This is a genomic window from Hyunsoonleella flava (genome assembly GCF_004310325.1).
GTDB lineage: Bacteria > Bacteroidota > Bacteroidia > Flavobacteriales > Flavobacteriaceae > Jejuia > Jejuia flava.
The window spans coordinates 89,685-107,244 of record NZ_SIRT01000007.1 but is presented as its reverse complement, the minus strand read 5'-3'; the positions used below and the strand labels follow the sequence as shown (position 1 = coordinate 107,244).

The 17,560-nt window shown below is 35.6% G+C and carries 17 protein-coding genes; 12 read left to right on the top strand and 5 right to left on the bottom strand.

The features are described from left to right. Window positions 1–55: 55 nt before the first annotated feature. The 10 genes from sufC to EYD45_RS09715 all read left to right on the top strand — a co-directional run bounded on the left by sufC (window position 56) and on the right by EYD45_RS09715 (window position 8,658). A complete protein-coding gene (gene sufC, locus EYD45_RS09760; protein ID WP_130964358.1) occupies window positions 56–808 on the top strand; it encodes a Fe-S cluster assembly ATPase SufC in 753 nt (250 codons plus the stop codon). An 80-nt stretch (window positions 809–888) separates the two neighbouring features. Beyond that, window positions 889–2,202, top strand: coding sequence for a Fe-S cluster assembly protein SufD (gene sufD / locus EYD45_RS09755; RefSeq protein WP_130964357.1), 1,314 nt, complete (start codon window positions 889–891; stop codon window positions 2,200–2,202). Between the two features lie 94 nt (window positions 2,203–2,296). Then, window positions 2,297–3,511 (top strand): aminotransferase class V-fold PLP-dependent enzyme, encoded by a 1,215-nt coding sequence (locus EYD45_RS09750; protein WP_130964356.1) that lies wholly within the window; start codon window positions 2,297–2,299, stop codon window positions 3,509–3,511. A 155-nt stretch (window positions 3,512–3,666) separates the two neighbouring features. Next, window positions 3,667–4,749 carry a zinc metalloprotease gene (locus EYD45_RS09745; RefSeq protein ID WP_130964355.1) on the top strand — a complete coding sequence of 361 codons (1,083 nt, stop codon included), beginning with the start codon at window positions 3,667–3,669 and terminating at the stop codon, window positions 4,747–4,749. Between the two features lie 87 nt (window positions 4,750–4,836). Continuing rightward, window positions 4,837–5,631 (top strand): META domain-containing protein, encoded by a 795-nt coding sequence (locus tag EYD45_RS09740; RefSeq protein WP_130964354.1) that lies wholly within the window; start codon window positions 4,837–4,839, stop codon window positions 5,629–5,631. A gap of 38 nt (window positions 5,632–5,669) precedes the next feature. Further along, a complete protein-coding gene (locus EYD45_RS09735) occupies window positions 5,670–6,092 on the top strand; it encodes a SufE family protein (protein ID WP_130964353.1) in 423 nt (140 codons plus the stop codon). A gap of 66 nt (window positions 6,093–6,158) precedes the next feature. Next, complete coding sequence (locus tag EYD45_RS09730) at window positions 6,159–6,485, top strand: SUF system Fe-S cluster assembly protein (protein ID WP_130964352.1); 327 nt, start codon at window positions 6,159–6,161, stop codon at window positions 6,483–6,485. A gap of 35 nt (window positions 6,486–6,520) precedes the next feature. Continuing rightward, a complete protein-coding gene (locus EYD45_RS09725; protein ID WP_130964351.1) occupies window positions 6,521–7,087 on the top strand; it encodes a class I SAM-dependent methyltransferase in 567 nt (188 codons plus the stop codon). Between the two features lies 1 nt (window position 7,088). After that, window positions 7,089–7,595: a DUF2480 family protein gene (locus EYD45_RS09720; protein ID WP_130964350.1), complete on the top strand. Its 507-nt coding sequence runs from the start codon at window positions 7,089–7,091 to the stop codon at window positions 7,593–7,595. Window positions 7,596–7,731: 136 nt separating this feature from the next. Then, window positions 7,732–8,658: a DUF3078 domain-containing protein gene (locus tag EYD45_RS09715; RefSeq protein ID WP_130964439.1), complete on the top strand. Its 927-nt coding sequence runs from the start codon at window positions 7,732–7,734 to the stop codon at window positions 8,656–8,658. A 259-nt stretch (window positions 8,659–8,917) separates the two neighbouring features. Here the strand turns inward: EYD45_RS09715 and hflX are convergent, their stop codons facing one another. Then, window positions 8,918–10,135, bottom strand: coding sequence for a GTPase HflX (gene hflX / locus EYD45_RS09710; RefSeq protein WP_130964349.1), 1,218 nt, complete (start codon window positions 10,133–10,135; stop codon window positions 8,918–8,920). A gap of 50 nt (window positions 10,136–10,185) precedes the next feature. Here hflX and EYD45_RS09705 point away from each other — a divergent pair, with 50 nt between their 5' ends. Further along, window positions 10,186–11,154: an endonuclease/exonuclease/phosphatase family protein gene (locus EYD45_RS09705; RefSeq protein ID WP_130964348.1), complete on the top strand. Its 969-nt coding sequence runs from the start codon at window positions 10,186–10,188 to the stop codon at window positions 11,152–11,154. On the opposite strand, the gene EYD45_RS09700 is transcribed toward EYD45_RS09705, so the two are convergent. From EYD45_RS09700 to EYD45_RS09690, 3 genes are all read right to left on the bottom strand, one after another. Then, window positions 11,155–11,532 (bottom strand): hypothetical protein, encoded by a 378-nt coding sequence (locus tag EYD45_RS09700; RefSeq protein ID WP_130964347.1) that lies wholly within the window; start codon window positions 11,530–11,532, stop codon window positions 11,155–11,157. Between the two features lie 44 nt (window positions 11,533–11,576). Beyond that, window positions 11,577–13,004, bottom strand: coding sequence for a DUF5689 domain-containing protein (locus EYD45_RS09695; RefSeq protein WP_130964346.1), 1,428 nt, complete (start codon window positions 13,002–13,004; stop codon window positions 11,577–11,579). Window positions 13,005–13,065: 61 nt separating this feature from the next. Beyond that, window positions 13,066–15,867, bottom strand: coding sequence for a carboxypeptidase-like regulatory domain-containing protein (locus tag EYD45_RS09690; RefSeq protein ID WP_130964345.1), 2,802 nt, complete (start codon window positions 15,865–15,867; stop codon window positions 13,066–13,068). Between the two features lie 115 nt (window positions 15,868–15,982). Here EYD45_RS09690 and EYD45_RS09685 point away from each other — a divergent pair, with 115 nt between their 5' ends. After that, window positions 15,983–17,032, top strand: coding sequence for an endonuclease/exonuclease/phosphatase family protein (locus EYD45_RS09685; RefSeq protein ID WP_130964344.1), 1,050 nt, complete (start codon window positions 15,983–15,985; stop codon window positions 17,030–17,032). Window positions 17,033–17,036: 4 nt separating this feature from the next. Here the strand turns inward: EYD45_RS09685 and EYD45_RS09680 are convergent, their stop codons facing one another. Then, the gene (locus EYD45_RS09680) at window positions 17,037–17,477 is read right to left on the bottom strand and encodes a hypothetical protein (protein ID WP_130964343.1); all 441 of its coding nucleotides are present in this window, start codon (window positions 17,475–17,477) and stop codon (window positions 17,037–17,039) included. Window positions 17,478–17,560 lie beyond the last annotated feature (83 nt).

The following is a 17,560-nucleotide window of genomic DNA, read 5'->3' as shown; positions in this document are numbered from 1 at the left end:
AAATTGTTTCGTTTTTTGGAATTTAGAGTTTTAATTTTTGGAATTTTAAATAACTATGTTAAAAATAAATAATTTACACGCAAGTGTTGAAGACAAAGGTATCTTAAGAGGTATTAATCTTGAAGTGAAACCAGGTGAAGTACATGCTATTATGGGACCAAATGGTTCTGGAAAAAGCACCTTGGCCTCGGTAATTGCCGGTAGAGAAGATTACGAAGTAACTGAAGGAAACATCGTTTTTGAAGGTGAGGACATAGAAGAATTGGCTGCTGAAGAGCGTGCTCATAAAGGTATGTTTTTATCATTCCAGTATCCAGTGGAAATCCCAGGGGTTTCTGTTACCAACTTCATGAAAACCGCTATCAATGAGTCCCGTAAAGCCAGAGGTTTGGACGAAATGCCTGCAAAAGACATGTTGAAATTGATTCGTGAAAAATCCGAAATGCTAGAAATCGATAGAAAATTCTTGTCACGTTCTCTAAACGAAGGGTTTTCAGGAGGAGAAAAGAAACGCAATGAAATTTTTCAAATGGCAATGCTAGAGCCTAAACTGGCTATTCTTGATGAAACCGATTCAGGATTAGATATCGATGCACTGCGCATAGTAGCAAATGGTGTAAATAAATTAAAAAGTAAGGATAATGCAGTGGTCGTGATTACACACTACCAACGTTTGCTAGACCATATTGTTCCAGATTATGTACATGTTTTACACAACGGTAAAATCGTTAAATCTGGTCCAAAAGAGTTAGCTCACGAACTTGAAGAGAAAGGTTACGACTGGATTAAAGAAGAAGTTGGCGCATAGCGCCAGTAACCAGTAAGCAGTTGCGGTTGACAGTCATGGAACACTGAATACTGAATACTGAATACTGAATACTGAAACACATGGATTTAAAAGAAAAATTAGTTTCATCATTTTTAGCCTTTGAAAACAGCGTTGATGTAGATACATACGCTCATGACGTTAGATCAAATGCTATAAAAATTTTTGAAGAAAAAGGGTTTCCCTCCAAAAAGGAAGAAGCTTGGAAATACACGTCTTTAAATAGTATTTTAAAGGAGGATTACAGCGTATTCCCGAAACAGGAAAATGCGTTGGAATATCCACAGGTGAAAAAATACTTCATCCACGATATTGATACCTACAAAATTATCTTTATCGACGGAAAGTATTCATCACATTTATCCCAAACCACGCATGACGGCATAGATGTATGCTTGATGTCTGCTGCATTAAGCAAACCAAAGTATCAGTTAATAATTGAAAACTATTTCAATAAAGCTGCTGAAAAAGATAGCTTATCAGCACTAAACACAGCGTTCTCTCAAGAAGGTGCATACATTCATATTCCAAAAAACAAAGTAGTAGAAAAACCAATTCAAATCATCCATTTTTCTACTGGAAATGAGTCGGCTACCATGTTACAACCTCGCAATTTAATTGTAGTTGACGAGAATTCTCATGTGCAAATTATCGAGCGTCACCAAAGCTTAACAGACAATCCTGTTTTAACTAATAGCGTTACCGAAATATTTGCAAATAAACGTGCCATTGTAGATTATTACAAAATTCAAAACGATAAAGAAACCGCTTCTCTGATAGATAACACGTTCATCAAACAAAAGCGCGAAAGTTTGGTATCAGTGCACACTTTTGCTTTTGGCGGAAAATTAACCCGTAATAATTTGAATTTTTACCAAAACGGAGAGCGTATCGATTCTACCCTAAAAGGCATCACTATTATTGGAAACAAGCAACATGTAGATCATAACACTTTGGTGCATCACATTGAACCAAACTGTGAGAGCCACCAAGATTACAAAGGTATATTTGGTGACCGTTCTACAGGTGTGTTCAATGGAAAGGTGGTTGTAGAAAAAGAAGCCCAAAAAACCAATGCGTTTCAGGCCAATAACAATATTTTAGTAAGCGACAAAGCTGCTATAAACACCAAACCACAACTAGAGATTTTTGCCGACGACGTAAAATGTTCACATGGTTGTACCATAGGTCAGCTAGACGAAAGCGCCATGTTTTACATGCGCTCTCGTGGTATTCCTGAGAAAGAAGCCCGAGCGCTTTTAATGTTCGCATTTAGCAATAATGTACTCGAATCTGTTAAAATACCCGAGTTAAAACAGCGTATCACAAAGATTATCGCCAATAAATTGGGTGTAAATATCGGGTTCGATTTGTAAAATTTTTATTTGAAGCTATTTCCCGCTATCCGCTATATCTTTTTCTCGTACCTCAAAAAAGGATGCCGCTGCTATCGGGGCTAAATTATCTGCCATGTTCAATGTAGAAACCATACGACAAGACTTCCCGATACTTTCTCGAAAAGTAAACGGAAAACCTTTGGTGTATTTTGATAATGCTGCAACCTCGCAAACACCACAGCAGGTAATTGATGCTATTGTAGATTATTATTCAAATTACAACGCAAACATACATCGTGGTGTACATACGTTGAGCCAAGAGGCAACCGACTTATACGAAACTTCGCGCCAAAAAATACAAGCGCATTTTAACGCAAAGTTCTCACACGAAATTATTTTTACATCAGGCACTACCCATGGCATCAATCTCGTGGCCAATGGGTTTTCGTCCTTCCTAAAAAAAGGCGACCAAATTATGGTCTCAGCCTTAGAGCATCACAGCAATATTGTGCCTTGGCAAATGCTATGCGAGCGCACAGGAGCTAACTTGAAAGTAATTCCCATGAATGAAGATGGGGAATTAATCCTTTCAGAATTTGATGCGCTACTATCAAAACATACTAAACTGGTATTCGTTAATCATATTTCAAACGCTTTAGGTACAATCAATCCTATTGAATATATTATTGAAAAATCGCACGACGTTGGCGCAGCTGTTTTAATTGATGGTGCGCAATCTGCACCACACTTAGCACCTGATGTTCAAGCTTTGGATGTTGACTTTTACGTTACTTCGGCTCATAAAATGTGCGGTCCAACGGGCATGGGCATGCTTTATGGAAAAGAGGAATGGCTCAAAAAATTGCCACCCTATCAAGGTGGTGGCGAGATGATTGCAGAAGTTACTTTTGAAAAAACAACCTACGCAGATTTGCCACATAAATTTGAAGCTGGCACACCTAATATTTGTGGTGGTATCGCTTTTGGCGCTGCCATAGATTATATGAATAGTGTTGGTTTTGAAAATATTGCCAATTACGAAAATGAGTTACTAGAATACGCCACAGAAAAACTTCTTGCAATTGATGGCTTAAAAATATATGGGACTTCAAAACATAAAACCTCAGTCATTTCCTTTAATTTGGAAGGTATTCATCCATACGATGTTGGTACCATTTTAGACAAATTGGGAATTGCCGTTAGAACAGGCCACCATTGTGCGCAACCCATAATGGACTTCTACAAAATCCCAGGAACTATTCGCGCTTCATTTGCGTTCTACAATACCAAAACTGAGATTGATGCCTTGGTAGAAGGTGTAAAAAAAGCTAAAATGATGCTTTCTTAACTTAAGGCATTACACTTTTTATGCATTTCATCGGTGTATTATAACATTCTTTTAAAAAAAAACTATTAGCTATGATAATTTTTCAAAAAAAACGTTAATAACATAACAGAAAATAATTATATTCACCATCGACTAATTCAAATAATTATTTTTAAATGAGAAAAATTCTTTTAAGTATGGCTGCCATAGCCTTACTATTCACATCATGTGAAAATGACAAAAATGAAATTAACGAGGAACAATCTGTAGAAGTTGACATGAGCGACTTCTATCTATATACAGATACAGGTGACGACTTACTTTCAAAATCTTCCAACAACAAAGACAAGGTAAAACAATGTTACACCATGAATGTTTTGAACAGGCAACTTGATGCTAACCCTGGTCTAGCAAAAAAAATGTACGATATAGAGTATCATACTCGTGCTTTTATTGCTGGAAAGAAAGGAGGTAATGGTAACGGCAACGGTGGTGGAAACAACGGTGGCGGTGGCGGAGAACCAGAACCGCCTATTGATGATGGACTGGGAGTTATTAACATCCCTGTTTATGTTCATGTGGTTTACAGCAATTCTAATGAGAATATTGGTAATGCACAAATTGCTTCTCAGATTTCAATTTTAAATGATGATTTCAGGAAAACAAATAATGATGCTAACCAAGTGCCAAATGAATTTGCTGGTGTCGCAGCTGACGCTGAATTCACATTTACATTAGCAAACACCTTTAGATATGCTGATTCTAGAACTTCTTGGGGAACGAATAACGCTGTGAAAAGTGCTTATCCTCCAGTAACTCCAGAAACACACCTTAACATCTGGGTGTGTAATATTGGCGGTGGTATTTTAGGCTATGCACAATTTCCTGGAGGAAACTTAGCCACTGACGGTGTAGTTTGCTCACCTCAATATTTTGGAAACGTAGGATTTGTCTCTGCTCCTTTTGATGGCGGTAGAACCATGACCCATGAAGTTGGGCATTATTTAAACCTTCGCCATATTTGGGGAGATGGAAGATGCAGACAAGATGATTTTGTTGCTGATACTCCTTCATCTGACAGACCAAATTATGGTTGTCCATCTTATCCAACAGCACACTGCAGAAGCAATGATATGACAATGAATTACATGGACTATGTTAATGATGATTGTATGTACATGTTCTCTGAAGGACAAAAAGCTAGAATGCGTGCAATTTTCGCGACTGGTGGTCCTAGAGCATCTTTCGCTGGTAACTAATTGTAAATAATATATATTTATATTTAATTAAAGACGTCAATTTTTGGCGTCTTTTTTGTATGTTAATGTTTAAATAAACATCAATACATGAAACATATAACAATACTAATTAGTATAGTAGTTTTACGATGTTGTTGGGGACCAACAGAATATCAGTTAATGCAAGATTTACAAAACAGTGATACAATTTTGAAACAACTTAACGGTAAATATAACATTACCAACTTAAACCAAGAAGAGGTATCTTCTTTTAAGCTTAGTATATCATTTGACGATAGCACTAAAAAAGTCTCTGGCTTTTCAGGCTGCAATCGCTTTTTTGGCTCATACACCTTAAATGAAAATTCACTAAAGTTTAGTCCTTTAGGAACTACTAGAATGTTATGCTCTGAAGATGAAAATGACATTGAAAACAAACTTTTAAAGGCTTTTGAAAAAGCAGATAATGTATTTTTTTTAGAAAATGGGTTTTCACTTTTTAATAAAAAGAAACCATTGCTTTCCGCAACAAAAATTCCTGAAAAAAGCACACTAAGTCTTGAATATTCTGCCGTTTCACGAGGTTCTTACAAGCATATCAAAATAGATAAAGACACTATTAGCTTTTCTAAAAAAAGAAAATCAAAATCTTTAAAGATTGCTTGTGATGCAATTTACTGGAACACCTTAACAAAGCTCTGTGATGATTTAGATATTGAAAACATTTCAAATCTAGAAGCGCCAAGTAAAGCATTTCAATATGATGGTGCTGCTCTTGCGCATCTTAAAATTATTTCCAATGGAGAAAGTTATGAATCTGCACCTTTTGATCATGGTAATCCCCCAAAAGAAATAGTAGCCTTAGTTAAAGAAATCTTATCATCAGCCGAAAACATTGAATAGCAATATTTCTTGTTGTATTTTTGCATAAAATTGAACGTATGAGTATTGAAGACATTCAAAACGAAATTATAGACGAATTCTCAATGTTTGAAGATTGGGAAGAACGCTATCAATACATGATTGATTTAGGGAAAGATTTACCCTTAATTGACGACCAATACAAAACCGATAACAACATCATAAAAGGGTGCCAAAGTAAGGTTTGGGTTCACGCCGAAATGAATGACGATAAAGTAGCGTTTACAGCAGATAGTGATGCTATTATCACTAAAGGTATTATTGCCATTTTAATCAGAGTGTTTTCCAATCAGCATCCAAAGGATATTATTGATGCCGACACTAGTTTTATTGATAAAATTGGTTTAAAAGAACATTTATCACCAACACGAGCTAATGGTTTAGTAAGTATGGTGAAGCAATTAAAAATGTATGCCATAGCATACCAAACACAATTAAACTAAGTTTAATCGTTGATGCGTTTAACCGTTTAAACGATTCAACAAATAAACGTTTAAACATTTAAAAAAATGAGTGAAACAACAATAGATACAGCCGAATTAGGTGAAAAAATAGTAAATGTTTTAAAAACAATTTACGACCCAGAAATCCCAGTAGACATTTACGAATTAGGATTAATTTATGACGTTTTTGTTAACGAAGACTATGATGTAAAAATCTTAATGACTTTGACAACTCCTAATTGCCCCGTAGCAGAAACTTTACCCTTAGAGGTTGAAGAAAAAGTAAAGTCATTAAATGATGTAAATGATGCCGAAGTTGAAATCACTTTTGATCCACCATGGACTCAGGATTTAATGAGTGAAGAGGCGAAATTAGAGTTGGGGATGCTTTAAATCAGAGTTGTTTTCAATCTCAGTATATATGAACTATGAAGACCGAGTACTACCATACGACAGAATCTGTTGCTGAATACATCCAAGCAGCCAAAGGATTTGATGGTAAAGCCTTAATTGAAAAGTTAAAAAAAGTCTTGCCAGAAAAGGCTACAGTACTTGAAATAGGCTCCGGTCCTGGAAAAGATTGGGAAATACTTAGTAATACATTCACAGTAACTGGTTCTGATAATTCTGATGCGTTTCTAAACTATCTGAAACAACAACATCCAGCTGGTGAGTTTATAAATGTAGATGCTAGTAAACTGATAATAGATAAAACTTTCGACGGTATTTACTCTAATAAAGTAATGCATCATTTAAAAGACGATGAATTAGAACGATCAATTAAACGACAATTGGATATTTTAAATCCAAATGGGATTATTTGTCATTCCTTTTGGAAAGGCGAAGGGTCTGAAATATTTAAAGGGTTCGTAAATTATCATGATGAAAGTAGTTTGAATACAGCTTTTACTAATCATTTTGACATCATATATCTTGAATCATATGCAGAATTTGAAGAAAATGATTCACTATTACTAATTGCAAAGAAAAAGTAAAATGGCAGATGATATTATAAATCGCGTAGCAAACAGTAAATTAGTTACTATAGACCTTGAGGATTTTTATCCTGAAGGGAAACGCATACTATTTGATATTAAAGACTGGCTATTTGAAGGTTTCGTGCTCAGAGAAAAAGATTTTAGACAGCAAGTTTCTGAATTTGATTGGAGTCAATATCAAGATACTTATATTGCATTAACTTGCAGTACAGATGCCATTATTCCAGGTTGGGCTTACATGCTTTTAAGCATTAATTTAGAACCTTACACAAACAAAGTGATTGTTGGGGATTTAGAACAATTAGAAACTTCTATCTACCAAGATATCATCAATAACCTTGATATTTCTGCATATGAAGGCAAACCAATAATTGTAAAAGGCTGCTCTAACAAACCTGTACCACAAAATGCATATATCATGCTGAGTAATAAATTAAAAACTGTTGTAAAATCAATCATGTATGGAGAAGCTTGTTCTTCTGTACCTCTTTACAAAAAGAAATAATAAAGTGACTTCTTTACTTTAAAAGCGTCTAATGTTATAGAAAACAATGATTTTTATGTATTTCAAATCATAAAAAATCAACTTAACATTTGTTAAAATTAATTTATATTTGCCCACATTTTAAAAACTAACAATGATGAAAAAATTAATCTTTTTCGCAGTATTATGTCTTAGCGTTTCTGTTATAAGCGCACAAACAAAAGAAGAACTAGAAACCCAAAAAGCTGAAAAACAAGCGGAAGCTGATGCAGCTCAAGCGGAAGCTAATGCTCTACAAGCAAAAATTGACGCACTTCCAGGATGGAGAAAAGGTGCTTTTGGTACTATTGGTGGTAGCTTATCTAACTTTAATAATTGGTATGCACAAGGTGCTCCAAACAACAGTTCTGGTAATATTGGTTTTACAGTAAATGGTTTTGCTAACTTAATTCAAGAGAAATTCTTTTGGAGAAATGCATTAACTACCAATTTAAACTGGACCAAACTAGATAATAAAGATATTAGTACTGACAGTGACAGTTTTGAGCCAACTACCGATGTATTTAACATATCTTCATTATATGGTAGAAACTTAAGTAAAACTTTAGCTGCTTCTGGTTTAATGGAATACAGAACTACCATTCTAAATAACTTTAACGATCCTGGTTATTTAGATGTTGGTATTGGTGCTACATGGACTCCAATAGAGAATTTAATAGTTGTTGTACACCCATTAAACTACAACTTTGTTTTTGCTGATGACGATACTATTTTTAATTCATCTTTAGGTGCTAAGATTGTAGCAGACTATACACGCCAAATTGGTGCTATTGGGTTTAAGACTAACTTATCTGCATTCCAAAGTTATGAATCTGGCGATTTGTCTAACTGGACATGGACCAACTCTTTTAGCTATACACTTTGGAAAATGATTGGTGTTGGTTTTGATTTTGGATTAAGAAACAACAAACAAGAAGCTTTAAACTACGCGATTAATACTTTGGGTAATACTGGTGAAACTTTTGATACTGTTGATAACGATTTACAGACTTACTACACCTTTGGTTTGAGCTACAAATTCTAACACTAATTTACACTTAAAGATTTTAAAAAAAACTATAAGTTATACTTTATAAAAAATGCGCTTCTCTTTTCCGGGAAGCGCATTTTTTGCGTTAGGGATTGCAGTGACAGCTTTTGGCGAGGCGCGCATCGAGCCAAAACTATTAACGGAAAGCCCGACCCGACGACGTATATATCAGTAATTGTAAGACATTAACATCTCGGGGAACGCCCAACTTCTCTTTATATTTCGAAACAAATTTGAAATACTCGAAGTACCATTACTTCATATCCTCATAGTTATAATCAGGGTACAAAAAGTGATTGTATGGAAAACGTGTAATGTGAATTTCTCTAACTTCATCATAAACACGCTTTTTGAAATCTTCTAAATTACTTTTATTGATGGCAGAAATAAATAGTGCATTGTTGCCTACTTTACCCATCCAAGTACTTTTCCACTCTTCTAAAGTATAGTGTTTCTTGGTTTTTTCGGCTTCTAATTCATCTTCATCAATAGGCTCTGGCTCGTAAGCATCAATCTTGTTAAACACCATAATGGTTGGCTTATCACTACTTTTAATTTCACCTAAAATCTTATTGACTGAGTCGATATGTTCCTCAAAATTAGGGTGTGAAATATCCACCACATGCAATAACAAATCGGCTTCGCGAACCTCATCAAGTGTGCTTTTAAAACTTTCCACCAATTGTGTAGGCAGCTTTCTAATAAAACCTACCGTATCACTCAATAAAAATGGTAAATTTTGAATAACCACTTTCCTCACCGTAGTATCAAGTGTTGCAAACAACTTGTTTTCTGCAAATACCTGGCTTTTACTAATGGTATTCATAAGGGTGGATTTCCCAACATTGGTGTATCCAACTAGAGCCACACGTACCATTTTTCCTCGGTTACCACGCTGTACCGACATTTGCTTGTCAATGGTTTTAATCCGTTCCTTTAACAAAGCTATTTTATCACGAACAATACGTCTATCTGTTTCAATTTCTGTTTCCCCTGGACCACGCATACCTATACCACCTCGTTGACGTTCCAAGTGCGTCCACATCCCTCTCAGTCGTGGCAACAAATACTCGTATTGTGCCAATTCTACTTGGGTTCTGGCATAACTGGTTTGGGCACGTTGGGCAAAAATATCAAGGATTAAATTGGTTCTATCTAATACTTTACAGCCTAAAATTTTACTGATGTTACGTTCCTGAGTTGCCGATAATTCGTCATCAAAAATGGCAGTGCTAATTTTGTTTTCCTCCACAAAATGCTTCACCTGATCCATTTTCCCGGAGCCAATAAAAGTTTTAGGATTGGGCATATCCATTTTTTGGGTAAAGCGCTTTATGGCATGTCCACCAGCTGTAAATGTTAAAAACTCCAGTTCGTCTAAATATTCCTTTAGTTTTTCTTCATCTTGGTCTTTTGTAATAATACCTATTAAAACCGCCTTTTCTAAACTAACCTCTTTCTTTTCAATCATGCTACAAAGTTACATAATTGTACTCATTATTATTTTTATATTTTTGGCACATGACAGACGACTTTGATGATATTCCCGTTCGCCACGACATGCAGACCGTAGCATTTTACAACATTGAAAATTTATTCGACTTAAGAGATAGCAGATATACCAATGATGGCGACTTTTTACCAGACGCCGTAAAACGATGGACACCTAAACGCTACAAGAACAAACTGCGTAAAATTGGCTTTGCCATTTCGAATATTGGACGAAAGGAAACAGGAAAACCTCCTGCCATTGTTGGGTTAGCAGAAGTTGAAAACTCTAAAGTCCTTAAAGACTTATTGGAGTCTAAGCATTTAGATGATTTAGATTATGACTATGTGCATTTTGATTCTTTAGACGAACGCGGTATTGACGTTGCTATGCTCTATGACACTAATGTTTTTAAGCCATTACACACCGAAACTTTTTCAGTGAGTTTAATCGATGAAGATAATATGCCCGATTACACGCGTGATATCCTGCTTGTTGGAGGAATTTTGGATGGAGAAAACGTGTATTTCATTGTAAACCACTGGTCATCCAGACGTGAAGGACAGAAAGAAACCGAATATAAACGTTTGGCGGCCTCTGAAAAGGTTAGCGAAATTATTTCTACTATAACACAAGAGGATAAAGATTCTAAAATTATGATTTTAGGAGATTTTAATGATAATCCGCAGAATGAAAGTTTAAAGCGATTAGTGGAAGACCATAGTATATTTAATCCTTTTGAAACTTTGCGTTCCTTTTCTCGTGGTACTGTAAAGCATAAACGGCAATGGTTTTTGTTTGATCAAATTTTGATTTCCACCAACTTTTTTAAGAGTTCAAAGGACGAATTTGAATTCTTTAAAGCTAATATTTTTGATGAGGAATTTTTAAAGTTGTTTAGAGGTCCTTTTAAAGGATCTCCCTTTAGAACCTATGTTGGTAAAAAGTATAAAGGTGGTTATAGCGACCATTTTCCTGTTTATGCCATTTTGAAGAAGTGATTAGGCTGCTTGAGAAAGTACGTAGCCTAAACCTAAAATAAAAACAGGTAGTAGCCATAGTACCCAGATATTGTATGTCTGTTTTTTTCGTTTTAACATTTTTGCGTTAAGTAAATTTCTTTTTTTTCCGCTGTATTGCATCCAATTTTTGAAAAACACAACTATTACAATCAAAACAAATAAAATCCAAGCTTTGGAAGAGGACATAGTATTTACATGCATCTGCCTAAAAAAACCAGCAAAGAAAATACCTAAAAGCAGTAATAAACTACATTGTAAGAATGACACATAAAACGTAGCAACTTTAATGGCCTTTTTATACTTTTTAGCCTTATAATATTGGAATATGTTTATAAATAGGATATCGAATATCGTCATAAAAAATTTTACAGTGTCAAAGGTAAGACTAAAGGTGAACTACCTTATTCCACAAAATCCACACTAACATCATCTAGTTCATAAATACCATCAAAACTGTCCTGTCCACCACCAGTATACTTAAAGGCGATATGAATCGTCCCTGAAAGGCAGGATAAATCTACCGTTCTAGAAAGTAACCATTCTACAAAAGAATCGGAATCTTTTACAACATAAGCATCACTCAAAATCTTCCATGTGGCATCTGCAACACCATCTTCGGTACCATCCCAATCATCAGCATAAAACACTTCCATGTAGCTGCTATCTGCACGACTGTTTGACGTTTTAAAACGTAATGTTTCTCCGTCTTGGGCATCCAAATCAAATTCTGGTGTAATGAGCCAACCAATATTACTGGTGTCTCCAGAACCACCAGATTGAAATCGACATGAACGACCCAAAGAGGCATTTGTAGAAGTCGACGACCAGCCTTCCCACGCCTCTGAACCCGCTTCAATATAATTCGTCCAACCATTGCCTTCAATCGGGCGGTTGTTACGTTGGGATTCAAAATCTTCAAAAAATAGATTTCCTGTACCGAAGCTTGACGCTATACCACACGAAAACTCCTCTGGGTCACAACGTTCAGTGCTTTCAAAATTAATATCAGCCGAACTTTTAGGAAGTATCACACTAAAATCATCCCTAAAATCGCGACTGTAAACACCTATCATACTCCCATTACCCTGAGGCACTAAAAGAGATTTAAAATCTGAAAACGTACTGGTTTGCATAATAATTTGAGCACCAGAATTACAGCTTTCCATCAAACGTAAACCATCAAACTCATCAAACGATTCACTAGCAAAAGTGGCGCCTAGTTCAAATCTATTGAGTTGCATATTATTTAGCTGAATTAGCGTGCTTTCATCAGCTTCGGTTAATTCTGGGATACTCACTACCTTAGGCTGAATTTCATTAATCTCATTGGTTCTTAGTACAATATCACGATACTCTGCAGGTTGAATTTGCCCTACATTTACCCCGTCTTCTCGCCCAATAGTTACCACACCATTCGATGCGCCAACCGCTAAACCTTGTAATTTCACTATAACTTTTTGCCCAAACTGGTAGGTATCCGACAAACTGCTTTGGTTAATATCAATTTTGAACCCTAATCTGGGGTCATTATCAGGGTTACTATCATCTGTTTTATTTTGGATAATGAGTTCTTCAAAAAAGTTTCCACCTTTATCTGAGGATACTACGTAGCCTTCAATATAAATATCATCTTCAATAACTGCCAGTGCATTACCACCATTAACAGCTTGTTCATAAAGCGATGTGATAGCTTTAAAAGTTGTCAGCTTTTCTACTGGAACCATTGGGTCCTCACTTGTGATATTTGGCACTCCAAAATCATCATCTTGAACGCAAGACCATGCTAACAAAACTAGCACTCCAACTAAAAGGTTATTAAATTTTTTCATAATATTATAATTAAACCTCAAGCCCCTCCTAACCCCTCCTCTGGAGGGGGTTAAAGGATGCCTAGAATCTATAATTCACATTTAAAAAATACGTAGCGCCCCGACCATACCAATATTTTGAACCAAAAACTGGCGTGTCCAGAGCTTGGTCATCTCGTAATTGTCTAAAATTTGCATTTCTCCCTTGCTCAAAACCACCTGTTTTAAACACCTCATCCAAAAGGTTATTCACACTTGCAAAAACACTAATGTATTTACTACCAATTTTCCAAGATTTACCACCTATAAGATTCACCACCATATAGTCATCAAAACGTTCTTGTTGCAATAATTCCCTAGCCAAATCTTCATCATAATCATTAAATACATTGCCATCAAAATCTGTGGTAAAGTTTGAAGAACGCGTTAACGGACTTATATCGATATATGTATTTGTAAAAAAGTTTGCCGTAGCTCCAAACCACCAAAAATCTGGATCGCGATATTCAAACCCAACAGAATACGCACGATGCGGTCCCGCTGCAATTTTATAATCTTTTAAATTTGATGTTCCAAAATCTTTAAACCCATCTACAAAACCAGCAGCAACAGATTCGTCATCCGCCTCGGTGGTTAAAAATAAATTGGGGTTGTTGGCATAAGTAAATTGTCCTACAGAAGCTACACCTTTCAACTTGATGGTAGGTGTTACTTGTGCCTCAACACCTAACTCCCCACCAATATGTTGTTTATCAATACCCTGTAATATTTCCTGGATAAAAGCTACATTATCGCCGCCAATACCATCTGCAAAGAAGAATGAAATCTCATTTGCATCTCGAATCTTAGTATAGTAGCCAGTTATTTTAGCTTTTATAATTGGTGAACGGAAAATATAACTCGCATCCGCAGACACTATTTTTTCCTCCGTAATATCTGGCACTACATTATGGTTTTCTCTTGAATTGGAAAACGTGTTTCTTAATGATGGTGCTCTAGTAATGTATCCACTGTTTACATTCACTAAATGTTTTCCTGAAATTTTATAAGTTAATCCGCCTTTAGCACCAAAACCGGTGAAGGTTAACTTATCGCCTTTACCTAAAGAGTTATCTGGAAAAGCGCCATTTTGGTATAGACCTTCTCTTTGATATTGGGTATTTGCTACGCTTCCTGACAGAAAAAAATCTAATTTATTATATCTAAACTGCGCTTGGGCAAACCCACTGACGACATTGGCAAATAAGTTATAGTTATATTTAAACTTATCACCCACTCCTACAAGTCGGTTTCGGTTTTGCAAATCGTTTTGTGCTTCATCAACATCATCAGCAAACTGATCGATATCCAAATAGGTGTCTGCCCCTAGCAAATCCAAAACCTCAGCAAAATTTTCTGATTTAAGGGTTTGAAGACTCAAACCTGCGTTCAAAATTATATTGTCATTCAATTCAGAATTTAAAATAGAATTGAATGTAAACTGGGTATCATCAACGCGATCTTCGTAAAGTGCATATCTAGCATTTCCGCCAGTTTGCGCATTCGAAATATTAGCTTCGTATAAAGTATTCCAGTCTATTTGACCATTATCCTGAAATTCCTGTAATGCCAAATAGGCAAACTGTAAATCGTCAGGAAAATTACGCTCAAAATAACTTGGGAGCTTTTGATAATAAGTAGGACTAGGATTGGCACCACCACCTTCTGGAACGCCATTTACCAAGTCGGTTCCATTATTATCCAAGCGGCTATTTCCTAGTTTTCCAAATTGGTATGCAACGTTAGTATTTAATCTAGTTTTTGAAGATAAATCCCAATAGTGGTTTAGCATAAAAATGGGTTCCTCCACCTCTTTTATGCGCGAATTTCGTTTTTCACCATCTTGCCAGCCCCAATATTCATTATACTTGATACCTTTTAAATCGAAAACTTCCTGTGTATTTGGTGACGATTTCCCTCTTCGATTTGGCGCATAAATACCTGTAAAACTCAAACTATGGTTATCATTCAACTTCTTTTCAACAGAGAGGAAAAAGGAATTTGCATCATATATCGTGGCATCCTGATAGCCTTCATTTCCCCAGCGCCTTCCAATGGAAACGGTATATGCCCAATTGTTTTTTAATAATCCAGAAGCATAGGTCGCCATTAAGCGGTTGGTATAACTCCTATTTGAAGACGAGTAGGTTAAGCGGCCACCTTGTCTTGCCTGGGATGCTCTTACGTTGATGTTTGTAGTTCCTAAAATCCCACCAAAGTTATAATCGGATGGTGCTAAACCTGTAGTTAATTCCTGATTTCGCATAACATCGTTCAATCCGCCCCAATTACTCCATTGGGGTCTGCCATTGAATAACTTGTTCATGGGAATACCGTTAATAAGTACACTTCCATTTTCAGAATCCAATCCTCTTAACCTGAAAAACGACTGACTAAACTCAAAAGCTGCTGTTCTTTGAAACACATCGAGAGAGGATGATAAAAGCCCAGTAATATTGTCCGCTCCTACGGCATCATTATCCAACTCATCATCAGAAAGCGTGATGGTAAATAAATCTTGACTTTGCGATAAGTCGCGTTCCAAAGTCATATCACTAATATCCACCGTTCGTCCTTCATTTACAATAATCGGAAAACGTTTGGTAGTATATCCTGTCTTAGAAATTTTAAGAATTTGCTCCCCAAAAGGTACATTCACATTAAAAAGAAATTCACCTTGAACATCCGTGAGTACTGCTAATTCAGTACCTTCTAATTCTACAGTAACATTCAAAATAGGTTGAAATGACACTGCATCCTTTACACTACCTTTAACAGCAGTCTCCTGAGAAAAAAGGGAAATTGAAAAAAATCCGAATAAAAAAATGAGGGTTATTTTATTCATAATTACCTTTAAGACACCAATAATATGAAAAAGTAACTGATTGATTCTAAAAAATTTAAATCATTAAGCTAACTTTGGCTTGGGTTTTGCACTAAACAAACTGCAATTTTTAAGAATGAATTTTTTTAAACTTACCTTATCTGTTATTTTTTTGAGTGTCGTCATTAATTTGAATGCTCAAGATAAAAAATTCAAAATACACACCATTGCGTTTTACAATTTAGAAAACTTATTCGACACTATAAATGATCCCCTAAAGTTTGATGAGTATAGCCCAATAATGGGATTAAAAACGAAACGTGAGGAAGCCTACCTACAAAAAACAAGAAATATGGCCCGTGTGATTTCTGAAATTGGAAAAGATGTTACACAAAATACTCCTGCTATCCTTGGTGTTTGCGAGGTTGAAAACAGAGACGTTTTGGAAGACATTGTAAATGACGCACTTTTAGTTGAAAAAGATTATGGTATTGTGCATCATGATTCGCCCGATGCAAGAGGAATTGATGTAGCGTTACTATATCAAAAAAGCCTGTTTACTCCAATTCACACCTCTACCTATGAATTGAAAATTTATGATGATCAAGACGGAAAACGCATCACTACAAGAGACCAACTGGTAGTAAGCGGTCAATTGGAAGATGACGTTGTTCATATTATTGTGAATCATTGGCCTTCACGACGCGGAGGTGAAGCAAGAAGTAGGCCTAAACGTGTAGCTGCCGCAAAACTGAACAGACGTATTGTGGATTCACTTCAAACTCAAGATCCGTATGCTAAAATATTTATCATGGGCGACATGAATGATAATCCGAATAACCCGAGTTTAAAAGATGCATTAAAAACCCAAAGAAAACGTAAAAAAGTAGGCTTCAAAGGGCTGTATAATCCTTATGAAAACTTTTTTCGAGATGGTTTAGGCACAACAGCTTATCGTGACAATTGGAGCTTATTTGACCAAATTATCATATCAAAACCTCTAATTGAAAAAGACTATTCATCATTTAGATATTACAAAGCAGGTATCTTCAACAAAAACTATTTAATTACAACCAACGGAAAATATAAAGGCTATCCCTTTAGAAGTTGGAATGATGCTGGATTCAGCAATGGCTTTAGCGATCATTTTCCTGTGTATATGTACGTGATTAAAGAGTTAGACTAACATCTTAACCCAACCATGTGCTCCAAGGAATTCTTGATAAGAACAATACTAAAGCAATGGTATAGAAAATCGCAATTGTTTTTAATTTAGGAGCAGATGTTAGCTTCTTCTTGTGCTTAGAATAACCTATAGTTATCAGTGCTACGCCAATAATATTAATTAATGGATGCTCTACTAAATACAAACGATTTATTGCATCTTTCATAACACCTCCCATTCCCAATTCACTAAAAAGAGCTAGTTTTGGCGATACAAAATATAAAATTAAACCTATGAGTAGTTGAATGTGTGAAACAATGAGTGCAAACAATGAAATCCTAAAATCTGTAGCACTGTACTCTTTACCTGTAATTGATTTAAACAACGCGTTACCTGTTGCAAGAATTAAAATTAAAAGCACTAAATATGCCCAATAGGAATGTAATACTTGAATAGTTTCGTACATGATTCTTAAATTTTAGAAGTTCAAAAATAATGATTTTAATCCATAAAAAACCGCTTCCTTATAAGAAGCGGTCCGATTATTTC

Excerpts from the sequence above, each read along its gene's own strand:
- sufC (WP_130964358.1), top strand. The coding sequence starts at position 56 with ATGTTAAAAATAAATAATTTACACGCAAGTGTTGAAGACAAAGGTATC.
- sufD (WP_130964357.1), top strand. The coding sequence starts at position 889 with ATGGATTTAAAAGAAAAATTAGTTTCATCATTTTTAGCCTTTGAAAAC.
- EYD45_RS09750 (WP_130964356.1), top strand. The coding sequence starts at position 2,297 with ATGTTCAATGTAGAAACCATACGACAAGACTTCCCGATACTTTCTCGA.
- EYD45_RS09745 (WP_130964355.1), top strand. The coding sequence starts at position 3,667 with ATGAGAAAAATTCTTTTAAGTATGGCTGCCATAGCCTTACTATTCACA.
- EYD45_RS09740 (WP_130964354.1), top strand. The coding sequence starts at position 4,837 with ATGAAACATATAACAATACTAATTAGTATAGTAGTTTTACGATGTTGT.
- EYD45_RS09735 (WP_130964353.1), top strand. The coding sequence starts at position 5,670 with ATGAGTATTGAAGACATTCAAAACGAAATTATAGACGAATTCTCAATG.
- EYD45_RS09730 (WP_130964352.1), top strand. The coding sequence starts at position 6,159 with ATGAGTGAAACAACAATAGATACAGCCGAATTAGGTGAAAAAATAGTA.
- EYD45_RS09725 (WP_130964351.1), top strand. The coding sequence starts at position 6,521 with ATGAAGACCGAGTACTACCATACGACAGAATCTGTTGCTGAATACATC.
- EYD45_RS09720 (WP_130964350.1), top strand. The coding sequence starts at position 7,089 with ATGGCAGATGATATTATAAATCGCGTAGCAAACAGTAAATTAGTTACT.
- EYD45_RS09715 (WP_130964439.1), top strand. The coding sequence starts at position 7,732 with ATGAAAAAATTAATCTTTTTCGCAGTATTATGTCTTAGCGTTTCTGTT.
- hflX (WP_130964349.1), bottom strand. The coding sequence starts at position 10,135 with ATGATTGAAAAGAAAGAGGTTAGTTTAGAAAAGGCGGTTTTAATAGGT.
- EYD45_RS09705 (WP_130964348.1), top strand. The coding sequence starts at position 10,186 with ATGACAGACGACTTTGATGATATTCCCGTTCGCCACGACATGCAGACC.
- EYD45_RS09700 (WP_130964347.1), bottom strand. The coding sequence starts at position 11,532 with ATGACGATATTCGATATCCTATTTATAAACATATTCCAATATTATAAG.
- EYD45_RS09695 (WP_130964346.1), bottom strand. The coding sequence starts at position 13,004 with ATGAAAAAATTTAATAACCTTTTAGTTGGAGTGCTAGTTTTGTTAGCA.
- EYD45_RS09690 (WP_130964345.1), bottom strand. The coding sequence starts at position 15,867 with ATGAATAAAATAACCCTCATTTTTTTATTCGGATTTTTTTCAATTTCC.
- EYD45_RS09685 (WP_130964344.1), top strand. The coding sequence starts at position 15,983 with ATGAATTTTTTTAAACTTACCTTATCTGTTATTTTTTTGAGTGTCGTC.
- EYD45_RS09680 (WP_130964343.1), bottom strand. The coding sequence starts at position 17,477 with ATGTACGAAACTATTCAAGTATTACATTCCTATTGGGCATATTTAGTG.